The sequence below is a fragment of the Streptomyces sp. NPDC059477 genome (assembly GCF_042749375.1).
In the GTDB taxonomy this organism is placed as follows: Bacteria; Actinomycetota; Actinomycetes; order Streptomycetales; family Streptomycetaceae; genus Streptomyces.
Window position 1 is genome coordinate 108,699 of the sequence record NZ_JBHYUG010000004.1, and the last position, 17,507, is coordinate 126,205.

Here is a 17,507-nt window from a genome sequence, read left to right on the forward strand (position 1 = left end):
GGAGAGAAGAGGAACGGTGGCCACCGCCGCTGCGTCCAAGGTGGTCCAGACCAATTGTGTTGTCAAGGTCTGGACCAAACCGACACCTGCTTCACAGGGTCGAAACGTGCCTAACCTGCCCTGATTTGAAGTGACTTGTGCGATGCCAGTTGTCGCAGAGCCACCGAAACGCTGTTCTCCGGTCACAGAGGCACGGATACAGTGCTGCCGTAGTCACGCAATGAAGTCATCTCGGTGCACCGGAGTAACGCCGCGCACCGGCCGGCGAAATCGGGGAGCTGCGCGTGCCAACTGCCATTGCCGTGACCGGTGCCGATCTCGCACTGCCGGCGCAGGACGAACGGACCCTGCCCGCCGCCGTGCTGCCCGACCTGGACCGGCGCCCGCTGGAACAGACCCTGGCCGAGATGCAGGTGCTGCTCGACCAGCACGGTCAGGTCGTCGTCGTGTGCTCCGGCGCCGCGCCCCCCGCCGTGCACCGGCGGCTGCACACCATCCGCTCGCTGCTCGAAAGCGACCGGATCGCCCTCTTCAGCCCCGACCTGCCGCCGCTCGGCGTCGCCGTCCTCGCCCGGCAACTGCGGCAGCTCGCCTCCTGCGACCTCAGCCCCGGCGTGCTCGCCTCCGCCGGCCGGCTGCTCACCCACTACATCCACGCCGGTGCCGTCCTCGGCTCCGTCGCCAAGCTCGACCGGGTACCCGTCACCCTCAAGGCGCACGCCAAGTCCTGGATGCCGGGCAGCCAGTTCGCCGTACTCGCCCATCCCCAGCCGCAGCTCGTGCGGCTCGGACCCGATGCCCAGCTCGCCGGACCGGAGTTCGCCACCCGGATGGTGGTCGCCAAAGGACAGCTCGCCACCGACTGGGTCACCGCGACCCTCGCCCCCGCCTGGCAGGTCCAGGGCCTGCGCGAGACCGAACTGCCCGCCGACTCCGCCCGCTGGTGGGGGACGGGCAGGATGGTCGAGTTCTGCGCCCATCTGGCCGATCTGCCGGTCCTCTACCAGCTCGTCACCTCCGTACGCCGGACCGTCTGTCACTGGTGCGGCCTCGATGTCATCGGCGACCTGTGCGTGTTCTGCCGCGCGACCCCGCCCGAGAGCGGGGACGCGCCGACGGCCGGTCACCGGACGGCCGTCGCCGACGGACGGCCCGCCCGGCTGGCCCAGAACCCGGCGCACAGCCGCCAGGCGCTGACCCCGTAGTACCCGTACCCGTACCGCCTCGTAGTGCCCGCACCACCCCGTGGGGCCCGTAGTACCCGTACCACCCCGTAGTACCCGTAGTACCCGTACCACCCCGTAGTACCCGTAGTACCCGCAGCACCCTGCGCCACCGCACCACCCTCGTAGCCCACAAGTCCCGAAGCCCCGAAGCCCCGAAGTCCCGCAGCACCGTCCGCCACCCCGCCCCGTCACACCCCCCATCGAGGACGCACGGTTCATGAACTCCCGTCAGCGCCGCGGCGTGATACTCCTGCTCCTGTCCATCCTGTGCGCCCTCGGTGCCTTCGCCGGCGTGCTCTCCGTCGTCAACGACGTCCGGTCCAAGGTCGGCCCCGAGGTCACCGCGTACGAGCTGAAGTCGAACGTGGCGCCCTACACGCCGCTCAGCGTCGGCCAGTTCAGCGAGATCGAGCTGCCGGAGCGCTGGCTGTCACCGACCGCCGTCACCGATCTCGCCGACATCCGCGGCAAGATCGCCGTGACCACCCTCAAGAAGGGCTCGCTCCTCCAGAGCGACATGATCGTCGACCAGCCCGCCCTCCGGCCGGGCGAGCAGGAGGTCGCCATCATGATCGACGCGGCGACCGGGGTGGCCGGCAAGATCACCCCCGGCGCCACCGTCAACGTCTACGCCACCTTCGAGGGCCGGCGCGAGGAGGACCCCGACCAGTCCCGGGTGATCGTCGCGAACGCCCGGGTGCTCGACGTCGGCGAGCTGACCCCGCTCGAAGCCGACGCGAACGACCGCACCGCCACCGCCGGTGACGCCGTGCCCATCACCTTCGCGCTGTCCGCGATCGACGCCCAGCGCATCACCTACGCCGAGTCCTTCGCCGAACAGGTCCGGCTCGCCCTCGTCGCCCCCGGCGGCGACGGCACGGTGCCCGAAGAGGACCGCACCTACGAACTCGCCGAAGACCAGTGACGACACGCAAGGACAAGGGAGAGGCCGCCCCATGCCCACCAGGATCCTTCCGGCGGTGGCCGACGCGGACGCGGTCCGTTCGCTCACCACGCTCCTCAGCCAGCTCCCGGACGCCGAACCGGTCCACCCGGTCCTCGACTCCACCCAGCTGATCGACACCCTCGCCCGGCTCGCCGCCGAGTCCGTCGACGAACTCCCCGAGGTCGTCGTCGTCCACGAACGGATCGGGCCGGTCCCCGCCCTGGAGCTGATCCGCGAGGTCGCCCTGCGCTTCCCCGCGGTCGGCGTCATCCTGGTCACCTCCGACGCCGGCCCCAGCCTGTTCGCCGCCGCCATGGACTCCGGCGCCCGCGGCGTGGTCGCCCTCCCGCTCGGCTACGACGAACTCGCCGGCCGGGTCCAGGCGGTCGCCCAGTGGTCGGTGGGCGTCCGCCGCCACCTCGGCCACGGCGCCGACGTCCTCCCCGGCGTCGGCGGCACCGTCATCACCGTCAGCGGCGCCAAGGGCGGCGTCGGGACCACCGTCGTCGCCGTCCAGCTCGCCCTCGCCGCCCAGGCGTCCGGCCGCTCCACCTGCCTGGTCGACATGGACCTCCAGACCGGCGACATCGCCTCCTACCTGGATGTCCAGTTCCGCCGCTCGGTCGTCGACCTCGCCACCATCACCGACATCTCGCCCCGCGTCCTCGCCGACGCCGTCTTCCGCCACGACACCGGTACGGCCCTGCTGCTCGCCCCCGCCGACGGCGAACGCGGCGAGGAGGTCAGCGACCGCGCCGCCCGCCAGCTCGTCAGCGCCCTGCGCTCCCGCTACGAGACGGTCGTCCTGGACTGCGGCGCCCAGCTGAGCGGCGCCGGCGCGGCGGCCGTCGAGATGGCCGACACCGCGCTCCTGGTCACCACCCCCGACGTGGTCGCCGTACGCGGCGCCAAACGCGTCGTCCGCCTCTGGGACCGGCTCCAGATCCGCAAGGCCGAGGAGACCACCCTCGTCGTCAACCGGCACACCCGCGGTACGGAGATCCAGCCCGCCCTCATCCAGCGGATCACCGGCACCGCCGTCGCCAAGACCGTCGTACCCGCCCACTTCAAGGAACTCCAGGCGGTCGTGGACGCCGGCCGGCTGCACGAACTCGACGCCAAGAGCACCGTGAAACAGGCGCTGTGGACGCTGGCCGCCGAACTGGGGCTGGTGCGTGGCCCCGAGAGCGGCGGCCCCGCCCACCGCCGAGCGGGCCGGGCCCGCGGCGCCGACCGGACACGCGCCCCGCGCGGCGGCGAGCGGGCCGCGCTGACCTTCCGGCGGCGCAAGGAGCTGGGGCGGTGAGGCGGCCCCGGGGGCGGGGCGATCGCGGTCAGGTCACCATCGAGTTCCTCGGTATGACGCCGCTGATCCTCATCACGCTCGTACTGCTGTGGCAGTTCGTGCTCCTGGGGTACACCTTCACGCTCGCGGGGAACGCTGCCGACGAGGCCGTACGGGCCGGGACGGCCGCGCCACCGGGGGAGCGCGCCGCCGCCTGCGAGGAAGCGGGCACCGACAAGCTGCCCGGCGCCTGGGAGGGGAACGCCGAAGTGACCTGTGGAGGCTCGGGTTTCGTCACCGCGACGGTCACCCTTCAGGTGCCGGTGCTCTTCCCGGGCACGGTCGCCTTCCCGTTCGAGGTGACCGGGCACGCGGGCGCGGTGGAGGAGGACACGGGGGAGTGGGACTGAGATGCCGTACGAGTCATCACGGGCCCGGCGCCCGCGGCGCGACCGGGGCCAGGTCGCCATCGAGTACCTCGGCTTCCTGCCTATCCTGCTGCTCGTCGCCCTCGGCACGGTCCAGCTCGGGCTGATCGCCTACGCCGGACAGCAGGCCGGCACGGCGGCGCGGGCCGGGGCCCGGGCCGCCTCGCTGGACCTGGGCGCCCAGGCGGGCTGTACGGCCGCGGTGAGCGACTGGCTCACCGTCGGCTGCTCCGAGGCCATCCTCGGGGACGAGGTCGAGGTCACCGCCGCCGTCGAGATCCCGCAGCTGATCCCCATGTGGGACTTCGGGCAGGCCACCCGTACCGCCGTCATGCCGATCGACCAGAGCGACTGAGAGGAGGCCCCGCGATGAGCCTGAGGGCACGCATGAACTCCCCGGAGGAGCAGGGCAGCCGGGGCGAGGACGGCCATCTGGTCGCCTCCTACCGGGCCAAACTGCTGGAGGAGATAGACCTCGCGGAGATGAGTTCGCTCACCACCGCCGACCGGCGGGCCCGGCTGGAGCGGGTGCTCGGGCACATCATCAGCCGCGAGGGCCCGGTCCTGTCCACCGTCGAACGCTCCCAGCTGATCCGGCGGGTGGTGGACGAGGCCCTCGGCCTCGGCATCCTGGAACCGCTGCTCGAAGACGCCTCCATCACCGAGATCATGGTCAACGGCCCCGACGCGATCTTCGTGGAGCGTGGCGGGCGGGTCGAGCAGCTCCCGCTGCGGTTCGCCTCCGCCGACCAGCTGATGCAGACCATCGAGCGGATCGTCTCCACCGTCAACCGCCGGGTGGACGAGTCCAACCCCATGGTGGACGCCCGGCTGCCGTCCGGCGAACGCGTCAACGTCATCATCCCGCCGCTCGCGCTGACCGGCCCCACCCTCACCATCCGCCGCTTCCCGCGCTCCTTCACCCTCCAGGAGCTGATCGGCTTCGGCTCGCTCGACGAGCACATGCTGTATCTGCTGGCCGGGCTGGTGCAGGCCCGGTTCAACATCATCGTCTCCGGCGCCACCGGCACCGGGAAGACCACCCTCCTCAACGCCCTCTCCGGCCTCATCCCCGGCGGCGAACGCATCATCACCATCGAGGACTCCGCCGAACTCCAGCTCCAGCAGACCCATGTCATCCGCCTCGAATCGCGCCCGCCCAACACCGAGGGCAAGGGCCATGTCACCATCCGCGACCTGGTCCGCAACTCGCTGCGGATGCGCCCCGACCGGATCGTGGTCGGTGAGGTCCGCGGCGGCGAGTCCCTCGACATGCTCCAGGCGATGTCCACCGGCCACGACGGCTCGCTCGCCACGGTCCACGCCAACAGCGCCGAGGACGCGCTGATGCGGCTCCAGACCCTCGCCTCCATGTCCGACGTCGAGATCCCCTTCGTCGCCCTGCACGACCAGATCAACAGCGCCGTCGATGTGCTCGTGCAGCTCACCCGGTTCGCCGACGGCACCCGCCGGATCACCGAGATCGCCCTGCTCGACAGCCATGGCGGGGAACCGTACCGGCTGGTGTCCGTCGCCCGCTTCGACGCCCGGCCGATGGCCGCCGACGGCCGGGTGCACGGCGTCTTCCGCCACTTCCCGCTGCCGCGTCGCACCGCCGACCGCCTCTACATGGCGAGCCAGCCCGTCCCGCAGGCCTTCGGCATCGCACTCACCGAGGAACTGCTCGCCACCCGAGAAGCCAGGTAGGACCCGCCCCCCATGGACCTTGACGCCCCCGACCACCTCGCCGGCCCCGACCACCTCGCCGGTCTCGACCATGCCGCCGGTCCTGAGAGCCTCGCCGGTCTCGACCACGCCGCCGGTCCTGAGAGCCTCGCCGGTCTCGACCATGCCGCCGGTCCTGAGAGCCTCGCCGGCCTTGACCACGTCGCTGGCCCTGAGAGCCTCGCCGGTCTCGACCACGTCGCCGACCCTGAGAGCCTTGCCGCCCCCGGCCACCTCGCCGGCTTCGACCACCTCGCCGCCCCCGACCACCTCGCCGCCCCCGACGGCCTCGCCAGCCTTGAGAACCTCAGCACGCTCACCATCGGCGCCACGCTGCTGACCCTGCTGCTCGCCGTCATCGGGGTGCACGTCTACGCCGCCGGACGCGCCCAGCGCCGGGCCCTGGTGGACCGGCTCACCTCGACCGGCCAGATACCGCTCACCGGACGCCGGCGCCACTTCCGCGACCTGGACCGCAGACTGCGCCGCACCCGGCTCGGCCGCCGCCTGGAGCTGCGCCTGGCGGCCACCGGCCTGGACATCACCCCCGGCGAGTTCGCCGCGGCGATGCTCCTCGCGGTCGCCGGGCTCTGGCTGGTCGGCCACGCCGCCCTCGCCCCCTTCTTCGGCCCGATCGCCGGTCTGCTGGGCGCCTGGGCGGCCCTCCAGTTCCTCAACTGGCAGCGCCAGAAACGCATCGAGAAGTTCATCAACCAGCTCCCCGAACTCTCCCGGATCCTCGCCAACGCCACCAACGCCGGCCTCGCCCTGCGCACCTCGATCGGCATGGCCGCCGAGGAACTGGAGGCCCCGGCCGGCGAGGAACTCGCCAAGGTCGCCGACCAGCTGGCCCTCGGCGCCGCCCTGGACGACGCCCTGGACGAGATGGCCCAGCGCCTCCCCTCCCGCGAACTGGTCGTCCTGGTCACCACCCTGGTCCTCGCCAACCGGGCCGGCGGCCAGGTCGTCGGCGCCCTGCGCAACCTCACCGAGACCCTGGAGGAGCGCAAGGAGACCCGCCGCGAGATCCGCACCCAGCTCTCCCAGGTCAGCATGACCTCGTACGCCGTCCCCGCGATGGGCCTCGGCGCCCTCTTCCTGATGAACGGGGTCAAGGACGGCGCCCTGGACCGGATGACCGGCTCCCCCTTCGGACAGGCGGCCGTCATCATCGCCTTCGGCCTGTACGCGGTGGGCTTCCTGCTCATCCGCAGGCTGTCCCGGATCGACGTGTAGGGGAGGGTGACGACCATGGCACTGCTGCTGGCCGCGCTGATGGCCCTGAGCGTCTGGGGCGTCTTCGCCGGTATCCGCATGTACCGCGCCGACGCCAAGCTCCCCGGCGATCTGCTGCTCGCCCTGGAGGTCGGCGCCACCCGCACCGGCGCGGTCGACTCCGTCATCGACCGCATGGGCATGCGCTACGCCCCCGCCGTACTGCGTCTGATGGGCCCCAAACAGGTCGCCAAGTACCGCCGCAAGATCGACCTCGCAGGAAACCCCGGCGGCCTGACCCTCAACCGCTACGCGGCCCGCCGGGCGGTGTACGGCGCCCTGGGCGCGCTGGGCTTCCTGGTCTTCCTCCTGCGCGGCGACTACCTGGTGGCACTGCTGCTCCTGGCCTTCGGGGCGTTCTGGACGGAGGTCGGCATCTGGTCGGCGATCCGGGTCCGCAAGGACGTCATCGAACGCACCCTGCCGGACTTCCTGGACGTCCTCGCCGTCGTCGTCAGCGCGGGCCTCGGCTTCCGCCAGGCCCTGGACCGCGTGGCCGCCAAGTACGAGGGTCCCTGGGCCGACGAGATCCGGATCACCCTGCGCCAGATGGACCTGGGCGTGAGCCGCCGCGAGGCCTTCGCGGAACTGCGCCGCCGCAACGACTCCGAACAGGTCGCCATGTTCGTCACCGCCCTCCAGCAGGGCGAGGAACTCGGCGCGCCGATCGTCGACACCCTGGTGTCCATCGCCAAGGACATGCGCCGCACCGACGCCCAGAACGCCCGCCGCAAGGCGGCCCGCGCGGTCCCCAAGGCCACCATGATGATCACCACCTTCATGGTCCCCGCCACCATGCTGCTCCTCGCCGCGGGCCTGCTCCTCGGCTCGGGGACGGACTTCGGCACCATCACGGGGGAGTAGCGGAAGATGACGACGGTGCCGACGGCGGGGGAGGGCTGGGGGCGCGCCCGATGGACCCTGCGCGACCGCCTCCGCCACGCGCTCCCCCCGTTGATCCCCCAGCCCCCCACAGACACGGGCACGGGCGCTGGTGCTGAACCGGCGGCCATCCCCCTCCAGGTGAACGCCCTCCAGGCCCTGTGCCGCCAGGTCTTCGGCTTCCGGCTGGCGATGATCGCGGTGGCCGCCCCCGCGGCACTGATGAACGCGGGCCCCGGACTGGGCGTACGCCTGGTCGGCGCGGCGGCCGTCGTCACCTTCATGGTGTCGTACGTCCTGTTCCGCGACTGGGAACGCTTCGGCCCCCTCCTGCTGCGCCACCCCGCCCTCCTGGCGGCGGACACCGCCTTCGGCGCGCTCCTGCTGATCTCGGCGGGCCCGGACAGCACACTCGCCTACGTCGGTGTCTGCACCCCGCTGCTGGCGGGCCTGGTCTACGGCTGGCGGGCGGCGGCCGTCTTCGCGTCCCTCCAGGGCCTGATCCTCTGGGTGACCGAGGCGACCCTGAACCGCGACCAGCCGACCACGGTCGCCGAATCCCTGCTGCTGCCCGGCCTGTGCGTGATCGTCGGTGCCGTCGGCTCCACCCTGCGCAACCTGCTCCTCCGCTTCGGCGCCGCCACCCAGGCCCTGACGGAGGTCCGCACCCGGCTGGCGACGACGGAGGCGGTCGGCGCGGAACGCGCGCGACTGGCGCGCGAGTTGCACGACTCGGTGGCCAAGACCCTGCACGGCGTGGCCCTGGCCGCGGAGGGCCTGGCGGCGACGGCGGCCCGCACGGCCGCCGACCCGGACCTGATCCGCCGCCAGGCGGACCTGGTGGCCCGTTCGGCCCGCCAGGCAGCGGCGGAATCCCGCCACCTCCTGACGGACCTGCGGGGCACCCCGGTGGAGGGCCCGGTGGAGGGCGCGGACCTGGGAGGAGAACTGATGTCCCGGGCGAAGGACTTCGAGGCACGTACGGGCCTGAAGGCGACGTACGCCGGACAGGACCCTTCGCCGCCCCAGCTCCCGCCGATCCCGTCGGCGGTGGCCCGCCAGCTCCTCACGATCGCGTCGGAGGCGATGGAGAACGCCCACCGGCACTCCGGGGCGGCCCGGGTGGAGGTCGCCTTACGGGTGATGGGCGATCAACTCCGCTTGACGGTGTACGACGACGGACGCGGCCTGCCCCCGGACACCACCCTCGAACGCCTCCGCCGTTCCGGCCACTTCGGACTGGTCGGGATGGTGGAACGCGCGGCGTCCGTGGGCGCCCGCATCCGCGTCGGCAAGGGGGACCATCCGCGCGGCACGGAGGTCAGATTGGACATCCCGCTGCACACCCTCGTCCTTCGGGGACAGGCGTGCGAGGAGCAGGAGAGGAGGCCCTGACATGAAGATCCCGTACGACGAACTGCCGTCGGCGCCACCGCTGACGCCCTTACGGGTCATGGTGGCCGACGACAACCCGGTGGTCCGCGCCGGCCTCAACGCGCTGCTCTCCGGCCGGGAGGACATCACGGTGGTCGCCCAGGCGACGGACGGCCGGGAGGCGTGCGAGGCGGCCCGCAGGCTCCGGCCGGACGTGGTGCTGCTCGACGTCCGCATGCCCGGCGTGGACGGCATCTCGGCGCTGCCGTATCTGACCCCGCTGGCACCGGTCATGATGCTGACCTACAGCGGCGAACCGGACATCGTGCGCGAGGCGCTGCGACTGGGGGCGCGGGGGTATCTGGTGCACGGCGAGTTCACGGTGGAGCAACTGGTCACGGCGGTACGGGACATGACCACCGGCCGCCCGCACCTGACCCCGACGGCGGCGGAGGCCCTGCTGGGACGGGCCCAACACCCCGCCAAACCCGATGCGAGTGCACATGACGATGACGTAAATCGCGTTTTCCGGGGGTCAAATTCACCAGAAAACCTTTCGCAGATGCAATCCTCTATGGCACAGTCATCGTTGGGCACGGTGCCGGGGGCCGTGGCCGCACGGGCGGGGTTCCGACTCAGCGCGAGGGAGGCGGAGATCATGGACCTCATCGCAACGGGCATGAGCAATCAGCAGATCGCCGCCCTGTGCTTCATCAGCGAGAAGACCGTCAAGAACCACATCAACCGCATCTTCGCCAAACTCCACAGCGCCAGCCGCGCGGAGGCCACGGCGAAGTGGCTGGGAACGGCACGCGAAGCGGGGTGGGGAGCATGACCGGTCCACACCGGAATTGGGCCCGGGGGTGGGCCCTGGGGCCCTGGGGTAGGAGAGGGGGGTGGCGCTACGGTGCGGGCGTCGGGAGCGGCAGTGGCCACGGTCACCCTGGAAGGGAACGTCATGGGCAACTGGATCAAGGGCGCGGTTTCGGGTCAGCGCCGTCGGGGCGCTCAAGGCGACCAGGGACAGACGGCGGTCGAGTATCTCGGGATCATTGCCGTGGTTGTGGCGATCGTGCTGGCCATTACGGGGACGGACATCGGGAACACGATCTACAACGCGATCACGGACAAGGTCAACGAGGTCATCGGCGGCTGACGCGGGCTCGTCAACGAGGCGACGCGGGGCAGGCCTTCCCCATCTACATCACGGTGGTGGCGGGTCTGCTCTTTCTTGCGCTCGCCTTCCTCGCGGTTGGGCAGGCGGCGGCAAATCGCAATGGCGCGCAGACCGCTGCTGACGCTGCGGCGTTGGCCGCGGCGCAGGAGACGCGGGACGACCTCGCAGGCGTCTGGTTGGAAGATGTGCTCAACCCCGACAAGTGGCAGGCGATATTTGATGGCATCGCGCCCGGCGTCGAATCAGCGTGCTGGCGTGCGTACGAACTGGCCGCGATGAATGACGCGCAGGCCACCTGCGCGTCCGACGGGCTGCTCGCCTACGAGGTTGAGGCCACCACCAACAAGACCGTAGGGGATTCGATTGTGCCCGGTACGGCGGGGAAGCGGTCTACGGAAACGGCGAGGGCCGTGATCGAACCGCACTGTACCTTCGAGCTTCCCGGCGAGGACGCCGGTGATGATGTGCTGCCGAGTCTCTCGTGCGATGGCGAGGACTGGGAACTGGATCCAGAAGACCTCACTGATCTGCCGGGCCCCGAGGACCTCTTCGACGTCCATCTGGCCGACTGACAGACGAACGACAAGTGATGAAGGAAGCGGAGTCATGAGTATTCGGTTCACGGCGAAGGCTCGTAGGGGGATGGCTGCGTTGTCCGTTGCGGCCTGTGTGGTCCTCGGCGTGGCGGGATGCGGAGGCGGAGGTGGTGACGGGGACAGCGGGAAGCCGGATTCCTCAGCATCCGCGTCCAAGGCCGACGGGTCAGATCCGAGCACTCAGGAAGGACAGGCCGCCGAGTCCCTGGCGGAGCTGAGAGGGGCAGACGGATTGATCCTCCAGATCACGTCCGCGCAGCGTGACGGCGGTGGCTTCCTCACCGTGAGCGGCACCCTCAAGAACGACGGTGCAGAACGGATCTCCGTTCCCGGCGAAGTACGGGGTGACGAGACCGAGATCCTGAGGCACGGCATGTCGCTGGGCGGGGCAACCCTTGTCGACAGCAAGACGAAGAAGCGTTACTACGTACTGCGCGACACGGACGGTCGTCCCCTGACGACCACGGGCTTCTCTTCGCTCAAGGCCGGTGAATCACTGGCGGTCTTCATCCAATTTCCCTCCCCCCCCGCCGAAACCACCGAAGTAACCTTCCAGCTCCCCACCTTCGCCGCCGCCCCCATCCAGATCTCCGGATGAGGACCCCGACCATGAAGCGCACCCGCCTCACCCTCCCCCTGATCCTCGCGACGACGACCGTGCTCCTGGTCACCGCCACCGTCGCGCACGCGGAGGACGATCCCAGCGTGCCGCCCGGTACCGAGGCGAGCGCGTCGGCTCCGGTCGAGGTCGATCCGAACGACCCGGATCTGAAGATCCCCGAGGGCGCCACCCTGGCGGAGCCCAAGGTGCTGGACATCAAGACGGTCGTCGAAGAACAGAGCGGCGACGAGCGGCGCGAGGACACCAACGCGGATGTGAAGTTCGCGCTCCAGGCCGAGGTGCTGTTCCCCAAGGGCAGCGCCAGCCTGACCAGCGAGGCCAAGGCCAGGATCGCCGTGATCGCCGACGAGATCGAGGCACAGGGCGGATCCGCGGTCCGTGTCTTCGGCTTCACCGACAACCTCGGCTCCGCCTCCTCCGGCGACGTCCTCTCCAAGGAGCGCGCCAACGCCGTGCACGACATCCTCGTCTCCGAGCTGAACGACCCCGACGTCACCTTCGAGGTCCGCGGCTACGGCGAGGAGTACCCCATCTCCTCCAACGCCACCGAGGCCGGCCGCAAGAAGAACCGCCGGGTCGAGGTGTCCTTCCCCCGCACCGACAACTGACCTCACTCCCCGCCCATCTCCACCCTCACCCGCACCCCCGCCCGTACCCCCCACCCCGCCATCCCCCCCGCCTCCGCTTCCAGCACAAACCGGGAGCGCAGGCGGGGCAGGCCCAGGCGCCCTGGCGGCATGGTCCGCACGGCGATGACCCGCAACCCGCGGTCGAGATACGCCACGTCGATCGGGAAGCGCATCCCGAATGTGTGCACACTCCCCGCCGGCGTCAGCAGCAGCGCCCCCTCGATGCCGTCCCGCCCGAGCAGCCCCCGCGTCCGCGCCCGATACGACCGGGCCACCTCCAACGGAACCCTCACCGGAGCTGCCACCGAAGCCGCCACCGCAGTCTCCGGCGGCCCGCCCCCCACCCCCGAACCCACGACCAGCACTCCCCGCCCGTCCCGCCACCGTCGCCCCACGCCCGACCACCTCCGCGCCCGACCCAACCACAGGACACCCACCCTCCGCCCCGCCGACGACCCAACCACAGGCACGCCACCCCCACCCCCACCCCCGCCGCGCCCCCCGGCAAACCGTTTGTCCCCCAGGGCGTGCGCTGGGTAGGAAGAGGGCCATGACCACTCTCGGCGCCGTCTTCCGCCCCGAACTGCCCCCCGAACGCCTCCGCTCCCTCGCCCTGCTCGCCGACGACCGCGGGCTCGAAGAGCTGTGGCTCTGGGAGGACTGCTTCTTCGAGGGCGGCATCTCCACCGCCGCCGCGGCCCTCGCCTGGACCGAGCGGGTGCGGGTCGGCGTCGGGCTGCTCCCGGTGCCGTTGCGCAATGCCGCGCTGACCGCGATGGAGGTCGCCTCGCTGGACCGGATGTTCCCGGGGCGGGCCGTCCTCGCCGTCGGACACGGTGTGCAGGGCTGGATGGGCCAGGTCGGCGCCCGCGTCGAGTCCCCGCTGACGCTGCTGCGCGAGCACCTCGTCGCGCTGCGGGCACTGCTCGCCGGGGACACGGTCACCACCAAGGGCCGGTACGTCTCCCTCGACGACGTCACCCTCGACTGGCCCCCGGCCGCCCCCGTGCCGATCCTCGCCGGTGCCACCGGCCCCCGTACCCTGCGGCTCACCGGAGAGGCGGCCGACGGGACCGTGCTGACCTCCGGCACCACCCCCGACGATCTGCGCCGCGCCCGCGAGCTGATCGAGGGGGGGCGGCGGGCCGCGGGCCGGACCGGCGACGGCCACCGGACCGTCGTCTACCTCCTCGCCGCCACCGGCCCCGACGCCGAGCGCCGGGTGCACGCCGAGCTGGCCGCGGAAGGGCGCGCCGACCGCCCCGACCGGGGCGCGGCGGGCGACGCCGCCACCGTGGCGGCGGCCGTACGGCGGCTCGCCGACGCGGGCGCCGACGCCGTGATCCTCCAGCCGACCGGCGACGAACCGGACCCGGAGGCGTTCGTGCGGTTCGCCGCCGAGGACGTACGGCCGCTGGTGCCCTGACCCGCCCACCCCCAACGGCGGCGGCCTCCCCCCTCTCCCCCCTCTCCCCCCCTCACCTCCCTGAGATGGTCAGCCCATGCCCCACCCCACCTTCGAAGAACTCGTCGCCGAAGGCGCGGCCGTCCCCACCGAGGGATGGGACTTCTCCTGGTTCGAGGGCCGTGCCACCGAGGCGCGGCCCTCCTGGGGATACGCGCTCGGCCTCGCCGGACGCCTCGGCGCCGCCACCGCCGCGCTGGACATCCAGACCGGCGGTGGCGAGGTCCTGGACTTCGCCCTCGCCCATACGGCCCGTACGCCACCCCGCACCACCGCCACCGAGGGCTGGCCCCCGAACGTCGACAAGGCCACCGCCCTCCTGCGCCCCCACGGCGTCCCCGTGGTCGCGTCCCCCGAGGACGCCCCGCTCCCGTTCGAGGACGCCGCCTTCGACCTCGTCTCCAGCCGGCACCCCGTGCGCCCGCACTGGCGGGAGATCGCCCGTGTCCTCACCCCGGGCGGCACGTACTTCGCCCAGCACGTCGGCCCCGCCAGCGTCTTCGAACTGGTCGAGTACTTCCTCGGGCCACAGCCCGCCGCAGTCCGCGGCGCCCGCCACCCCGACCTGGAGCGCGCCGACGCCGAGGCCGCCGGGCTGGAGGTCACGGCGCTGCGGGCGGAGCGGCTGCGGATGGAGTTCCACGACATCGCCGCCGTCGTGCACTTCCTGCGCAAGGTCGTCTGGCTGGTGCCGGGCTTCAGCACCGAGGGGTACGAGCCGCGGTTGCGCGCCCTGCACGAGCGCATCCGGGCCGAGGGCCCCTTCGTCGCGCACAGCACCCGCCACCTCTTCGACGCCCGCAAGCCGCCGCCCCGCTGAGCCCACCGCCGTCCATTGCCGTCCTCACGCGTGCGCCCCGACCCCCACCTCTCCCACCACCAGCTCCGCCCGCGCCTCCAGCACCTCTCCCACCCGTTCGACCCGCTCGCCCAGCTCCCGCCGCTGCCGTGCCGTGAGCCTGCCCAGCGGCTCGACGGTGACCGTCGTACGACGTCCCTGGCGCCGCTGGTGCCAGACGCCCGCCACGACCCCGTCCACCAGCAGCACGGGAAAGTTCCCGGCCTGTCCGCCCGCCAGCGCCCGCCGGTAGGCCGGTCCGGGGAACAGCAGCTCGCGCGGCTGGGCGGCGATGCCGTACGCGTCGAAGTACGGCAGGAGCCGTACGCCGCGCGCCGGGGTGTCCGGGAACTCCGTGTCGCCCGTCACCAGCCAGGCCGCGGCGCCCTCGAAGTCGACCTTCTCGATCTCACCCGCGTTCGCCAGCGCGGCGAACAGCCGGTTCGCCCAGCCCTGCGGCGCCGCCAGCCACTTGGCGAAGTGCTGCGGCGTAGCCGGTCCGTAGGCGTGCAGATAGCGGCGGACCAGGGCGGCCGGCGCGATGTCCGGGGCGAGCGGGGTGAAGTGCGGCGGGCGGGTGTAGGTGACCTTGCGACCGTGGTTCGGGCCGAAGCACAGCGCGCCCGACTGCCCGGCCCGGTGCAGTACCGACCGCCAGCGCGGCCACAGGTCCTGGAAGGCGGGCATCACCCGTTCCCCGGCCCAGGGCCCGGTGCGCGCCACGACCTCCTCGCCCAGCTCGTCGATGGTCAGGCACCGGTGCTCCAGCGCCTCCCCGATCGCCGTGACCACCTGCTCGGTCCGCTCCTCGGTGAGACCGGTGGGGTTGGGGCCGGTCGGTACGGCGGTGAGCGCGGCGCAGAACAGCGGCAGTTCGGCGGTGGGCAGCAGATGTACGGTGCCGCGCGGGCCGTGCGTCTTCACCAGCGAGGGCCCTGGTGAGCCGCCGGGTGAGGCGCCCTCCGGCCGCACCGCGCTCCACAGTGCCGTCCGGACATCCGCCCGGGTCCGTCCGGCGGTCCGGACGCCGATCGACAGCTCGGCCGCGGACAGCACCTGGGCGTGCGCGCCGAGCATCGCGGACACGATGTGGGGCACGTCGACGGTGTCCGACGCGGGATTGGCCAGGAACTGCCGGTCGAGCCGTCTGGCGCTCGCCGCACTCCATGTGATCGCAAGGGTCATGAGGACGACCGTAGGCAGGGACTAGGTCAGGTTCTGGCCTCATGGCTGGGGTTCGCAAATGGCAATAAATCGCCCAAATGGGTCTAACCGTCAATCTGTCGCTCCGTCACTTCACATGTTTTCCACATCGTTATCGCGATCAATTCGCATCTACGTCGAGCCTCACGTAAGTTCAGACCAAGGTAATTCGCGTGAGCAAAGCTGCGCGGTAGGCATCGCGCAGTGGAGGGGGCTGCGCGATGCCGTGCCCGTGCGGTCAGGTGTCATGGCCCGTGCCACGTGCGCTTTCGTCCGCGGATTAGCCCATCGGGTGGATCCTGGGCGCTGCGGCGGGGCGGGCCGCCAAGGGCCGGGAACCGGCCATGAACCCGCTGTGGAGCGGGCCTTTCATGGCTGCCGGGGCGTTGCCGGACAACTTCGGAGAGTAGTTGTGGCACGCCGATGCACGCAGCATCACTTACAAAGGGTTATGGTGGAAGCCCCCCCTCGGGCCGGTCCGTCTCCCCCCCACGGACCGGCCCGTTTTTCTGTGCTCCGCCGACCCGCCCCCTCCTCCGCGCCGCGGCCCGCGCCCGCCTCTCCGCCCCGGCCCATGCCCGTGCCCCCTCACCATGACCCGCACTCCCCACCCACGGCCCACCATGGCGGCGCATGGCCCTTTCACAGCCCGCCACCCGCGTGCGCCGACCGGTCCCCCGGGGCCCAACACCCCTTGGGGAAACCGTCGTCGAACGGGGGTAGGCTCAGGCCCCTCGGGGGACCGCCACTCGGACTGGAACCGCACTCGGCCGGGCAGTCCGACCTGTACCGGAGGGGCTGACAATCACGTGAACCTGCGCGACACGCTGCGTGGTCTGCTGGTCAGGCTGTACGCGCACCGGGTGGAAGGCCACCTGGACCACGCTCAGGTGCCCCAGCACATCGGCGTCATCATGGACGGCAACCGGCGCTGGGCCAGGGCCTCCGGATCCACCGCGGTGCACGGGCACCGGGCCGGTGCGGAGAAGATCGGGGAGTTCCTCGGCTGGTGCACCGAGACCGATGTCGAGGTGGTCACCCTCTGGCTGCTGTCGACCGACAACTTCGACCGCCCCAAGGACGAGCTGGTCCCGCTCCTCGGCATCATCGAGGACGTCGTGCGCAGCCTCGGCGCCGACGGACGCTGGCGGGTGCACCACGTGGGCACCATGGACCTGCTGCCCGCCGGGATGCAGCACACCCTGAAGGAGGTCCAGGAGGCCACCTCCGACATCGACGGGATAACCGTCAATGTCGCCATCGGCTACGGCGGCCGGCAGGAGATCGCCCACGCGGTCCGCTCGATGCTGCTCGACGCCCACGACCGGGGCACCACGATGGAGGAGCTGGCCGAGGCCGTCGACGTGGAGATGATCGGCGGTCATCTGTACACCGGCGCCCAGCCCGACCCCGACCTCGTCATCCGCACCAGCGGAGAACAGCGGCTGTCCGGATTCATGCTGTGGCAGACGGCCCACTCCGAGTACTACTTCTGTGACGTCTTCTGGCCCGCGTTCCGCAAGGTCGACTTCCTGCGCGCCCTGCGTGACTACGCCGCCCGCCACCGCCGCTTCGGCGGCTGAGCACCGAACCGGCAGGAAAACCGCCCCGCGTACCGGCACGGTCACCCGACCGCGTGAGGCCATACCCGTCCAACAGGGTGCTGTCCCGGCAAGACGGGTGTAACCCAGACGTACCTCTCTTCATACGGAGTTCACCGGAGCGCCGTCATATGCCGTGGCATGGCAGCGCGTGTTCGAGGGCATAACGCAAACAGGTCGACATCCGAACCACGGGTGTCTCGATCTCAGCGGACGGCACGGGGCCGTCCGCCCG

Annotated in this window: 19 protein-coding genes; 17 read left to right on the top strand and 2 right to left on the bottom strand. The window is 71.4% G+C overall.

Annotated elements, in window-relative coordinates:
• The first annotated feature begins 284 nt into the window (after positions 1-284).
• From ACFXAZ_RS03285 to ACFXAZ_RS03350, 14 genes are all read left to right on the top strand, one after another.
• On the top strand, positions 285-1,205 hold the full coding sequence (locus tag ACFXAZ_RS03285) for a hypothetical protein (protein WP_384584316.1): 921 nt from the start codon (positions 285-287) through the stop codon (positions 1,203-1,205).
• A 238-nt stretch (positions 1,206-1,443) separates the two neighbouring features.
• A complete protein-coding gene (gene cpaB, locus ACFXAZ_RS03290; RefSeq protein WP_384584319.1) occupies positions 1,444-2,151 on the top strand; it encodes a Flp pilus assembly protein CpaB in 708 nt (235 codons plus the stop codon).
• Positions 2,152-2,182: 31 nt separating this feature from the next.
• A complete protein-coding gene (locus tag ACFXAZ_RS03295; protein WP_384584322.1) occupies positions 2,183-3,478 on the top strand; it encodes a CpaE family protein in 1,296 nt (431 codons plus the stop codon).
• A gap of 53 nt (positions 3,479-3,531) precedes the next feature.
• Positions 3,532-3,867, top strand: coding sequence for a pilus assembly protein (locus ACFXAZ_RS03300; RefSeq protein ID WP_384584534.1), 336 nt, complete (start codon positions 3,532-3,534; stop codon positions 3,865-3,867).
• Position 3,868: 1 nt separating this feature from the next.
• On the top strand, positions 3,869-4,240 hold the full coding sequence (locus ACFXAZ_RS03305; RefSeq protein WP_384584325.1) for a TadE family protein: 372 nt from the start codon (positions 3,869-3,871) through the stop codon (positions 4,238-4,240).
• A 14-nt stretch (positions 4,241-4,254) separates the two neighbouring features.
• Positions 4,255-5,592 carry a CpaF family protein gene (locus tag ACFXAZ_RS03310; protein WP_384584328.1) on the top strand — a complete coding sequence of 446 codons (1,338 nt, stop codon included), beginning with the start codon at positions 4,255-4,257 and terminating at the stop codon, positions 5,590-5,592.
• A gap of 339 nt (positions 5,593-5,931) precedes the next feature.
• The gene (locus ACFXAZ_RS03315; protein ID WP_384584537.1) at positions 5,932-6,846 is read left to right on the top strand and encodes a type II secretion system F family protein; all 915 of its coding nucleotides are present in this window, start codon (positions 5,932-5,934) and stop codon (positions 6,844-6,846) included.
• A gap of 15 nt (positions 6,847-6,861) precedes the next feature.
• Entirely contained in the window at positions 6,862-7,749 is an 888-nt protein-coding gene (locus ACFXAZ_RS03320; protein WP_384584331.1) for a DUF5936 domain-containing protein, read from the top strand.
• 6 nt (positions 7,750-7,755) lie between these two features.
• Positions 7,756-9,162, top strand: a complete 1,407-nt coding sequence (locus ACFXAZ_RS03325) for a sensor histidine kinase (protein ID WP_384584334.1) — start codon at positions 7,756-7,758, stop codon at positions 9,160-9,162.
• A gap of 1 nt (position 9,163) precedes the next feature.
• Positions 9,164-9,976, top strand: a complete 813-nt coding sequence (locus ACFXAZ_RS03330) for a response regulator (RefSeq protein WP_384584337.1) — start codon at positions 9,164-9,166, stop codon at positions 9,974-9,976.
• Positions 9,977-10,099: 123 nt separating this feature from the next.
• On the top strand, positions 10,100-10,297 hold the full coding sequence (locus ACFXAZ_RS03335; protein ID WP_384584540.1) for a Flp family type IVb pilin: 198 nt from the start codon (positions 10,100-10,102) through the stop codon (positions 10,295-10,297).
• Positions 10,294-10,890 carry a pilus assembly protein TadG-related protein gene (locus ACFXAZ_RS03340; protein WP_384584543.1) on the top strand — a complete coding sequence of 199 codons (597 nt, stop codon included), beginning with the start codon at positions 10,294-10,296 and terminating at the stop codon, positions 10,888-10,890. Before ACFXAZ_RS03335 ends, ACFXAZ_RS03340 begins: the two co-directional genes overlap by 4 nt.
• A 34-nt stretch (positions 10,891-10,924) precedes the next feature.
• Entirely contained in the window at positions 10,925-11,512 is a 588-nt protein-coding gene (locus ACFXAZ_RS03345) for a hypothetical protein (protein WP_384584340.1), read from the top strand.
• 11 nt (positions 11,513-11,523) lie between these two features.
• Positions 11,524-12,144: an OmpA family protein gene (locus ACFXAZ_RS03350; protein WP_384584343.1), complete on the top strand. Its 621-nt coding sequence runs from the start codon at positions 11,524-11,526 to the stop codon at positions 12,142-12,144.
• Positions 12,145-12,146: 2 nt separating this feature from the next.
• Here the strand turns inward: ACFXAZ_RS03350 and ACFXAZ_RS03355 are convergent, their stop codons facing one another.
• Positions 12,147-12,560 (bottom strand): DUF192 domain-containing protein, encoded by a 414-nt coding sequence (locus tag ACFXAZ_RS03355; RefSeq protein WP_384584346.1) that lies wholly within the window; start codon positions 12,558-12,560, stop codon positions 12,147-12,149.
• Positions 12,561-12,715: 155 nt separating this feature from the next.
• Here ACFXAZ_RS03355 and ACFXAZ_RS03360 point away from each other — a divergent pair, with 155 nt between their 5' ends.
• Both ACFXAZ_RS03360 and ACFXAZ_RS03365 read left to right on the top strand, forming a co-directional pair.
• A complete protein-coding gene (locus ACFXAZ_RS03360) occupies positions 12,716-13,591 on the top strand; it encodes an LLM class flavin-dependent oxidoreductase (RefSeq protein WP_384584349.1) in 876 nt (291 codons plus the stop codon).
• Positions 13,592-13,667: 76 nt separating this feature from the next.
• Positions 13,668-14,450 (top strand): class I SAM-dependent methyltransferase, encoded by a 783-nt coding sequence (locus tag ACFXAZ_RS03365; RefSeq protein WP_384584352.1) that lies wholly within the window; start codon positions 13,668-13,670, stop codon positions 14,448-14,450.
• A 24-nt stretch (positions 14,451-14,474) separates the two neighbouring features.
• Here ACFXAZ_RS03365 and ACFXAZ_RS03370 read toward each other — a convergent pair whose 3' ends face one another.
• On the bottom strand, positions 14,475-15,653 hold the full coding sequence (locus ACFXAZ_RS03370) for a winged helix DNA-binding domain-containing protein (protein WP_384584355.1): 1,179 nt from the start codon (positions 15,651-15,653) through the stop codon (positions 14,475-14,477).
• A gap of 827 nt (positions 15,654-16,480) precedes the next feature.
• Between ACFXAZ_RS03370 and ACFXAZ_RS03375 the strand changes: the two genes are divergently transcribed.
• A complete protein-coding gene (locus ACFXAZ_RS03375; RefSeq protein ID WP_384584358.1) occupies positions 16,481-17,254 on the top strand; it encodes an isoprenyl transferase in 774 nt (257 codons plus the stop codon).
• The last annotated feature ends 253 nt before the right edge of the window (positions 17,255-17,507 follow it).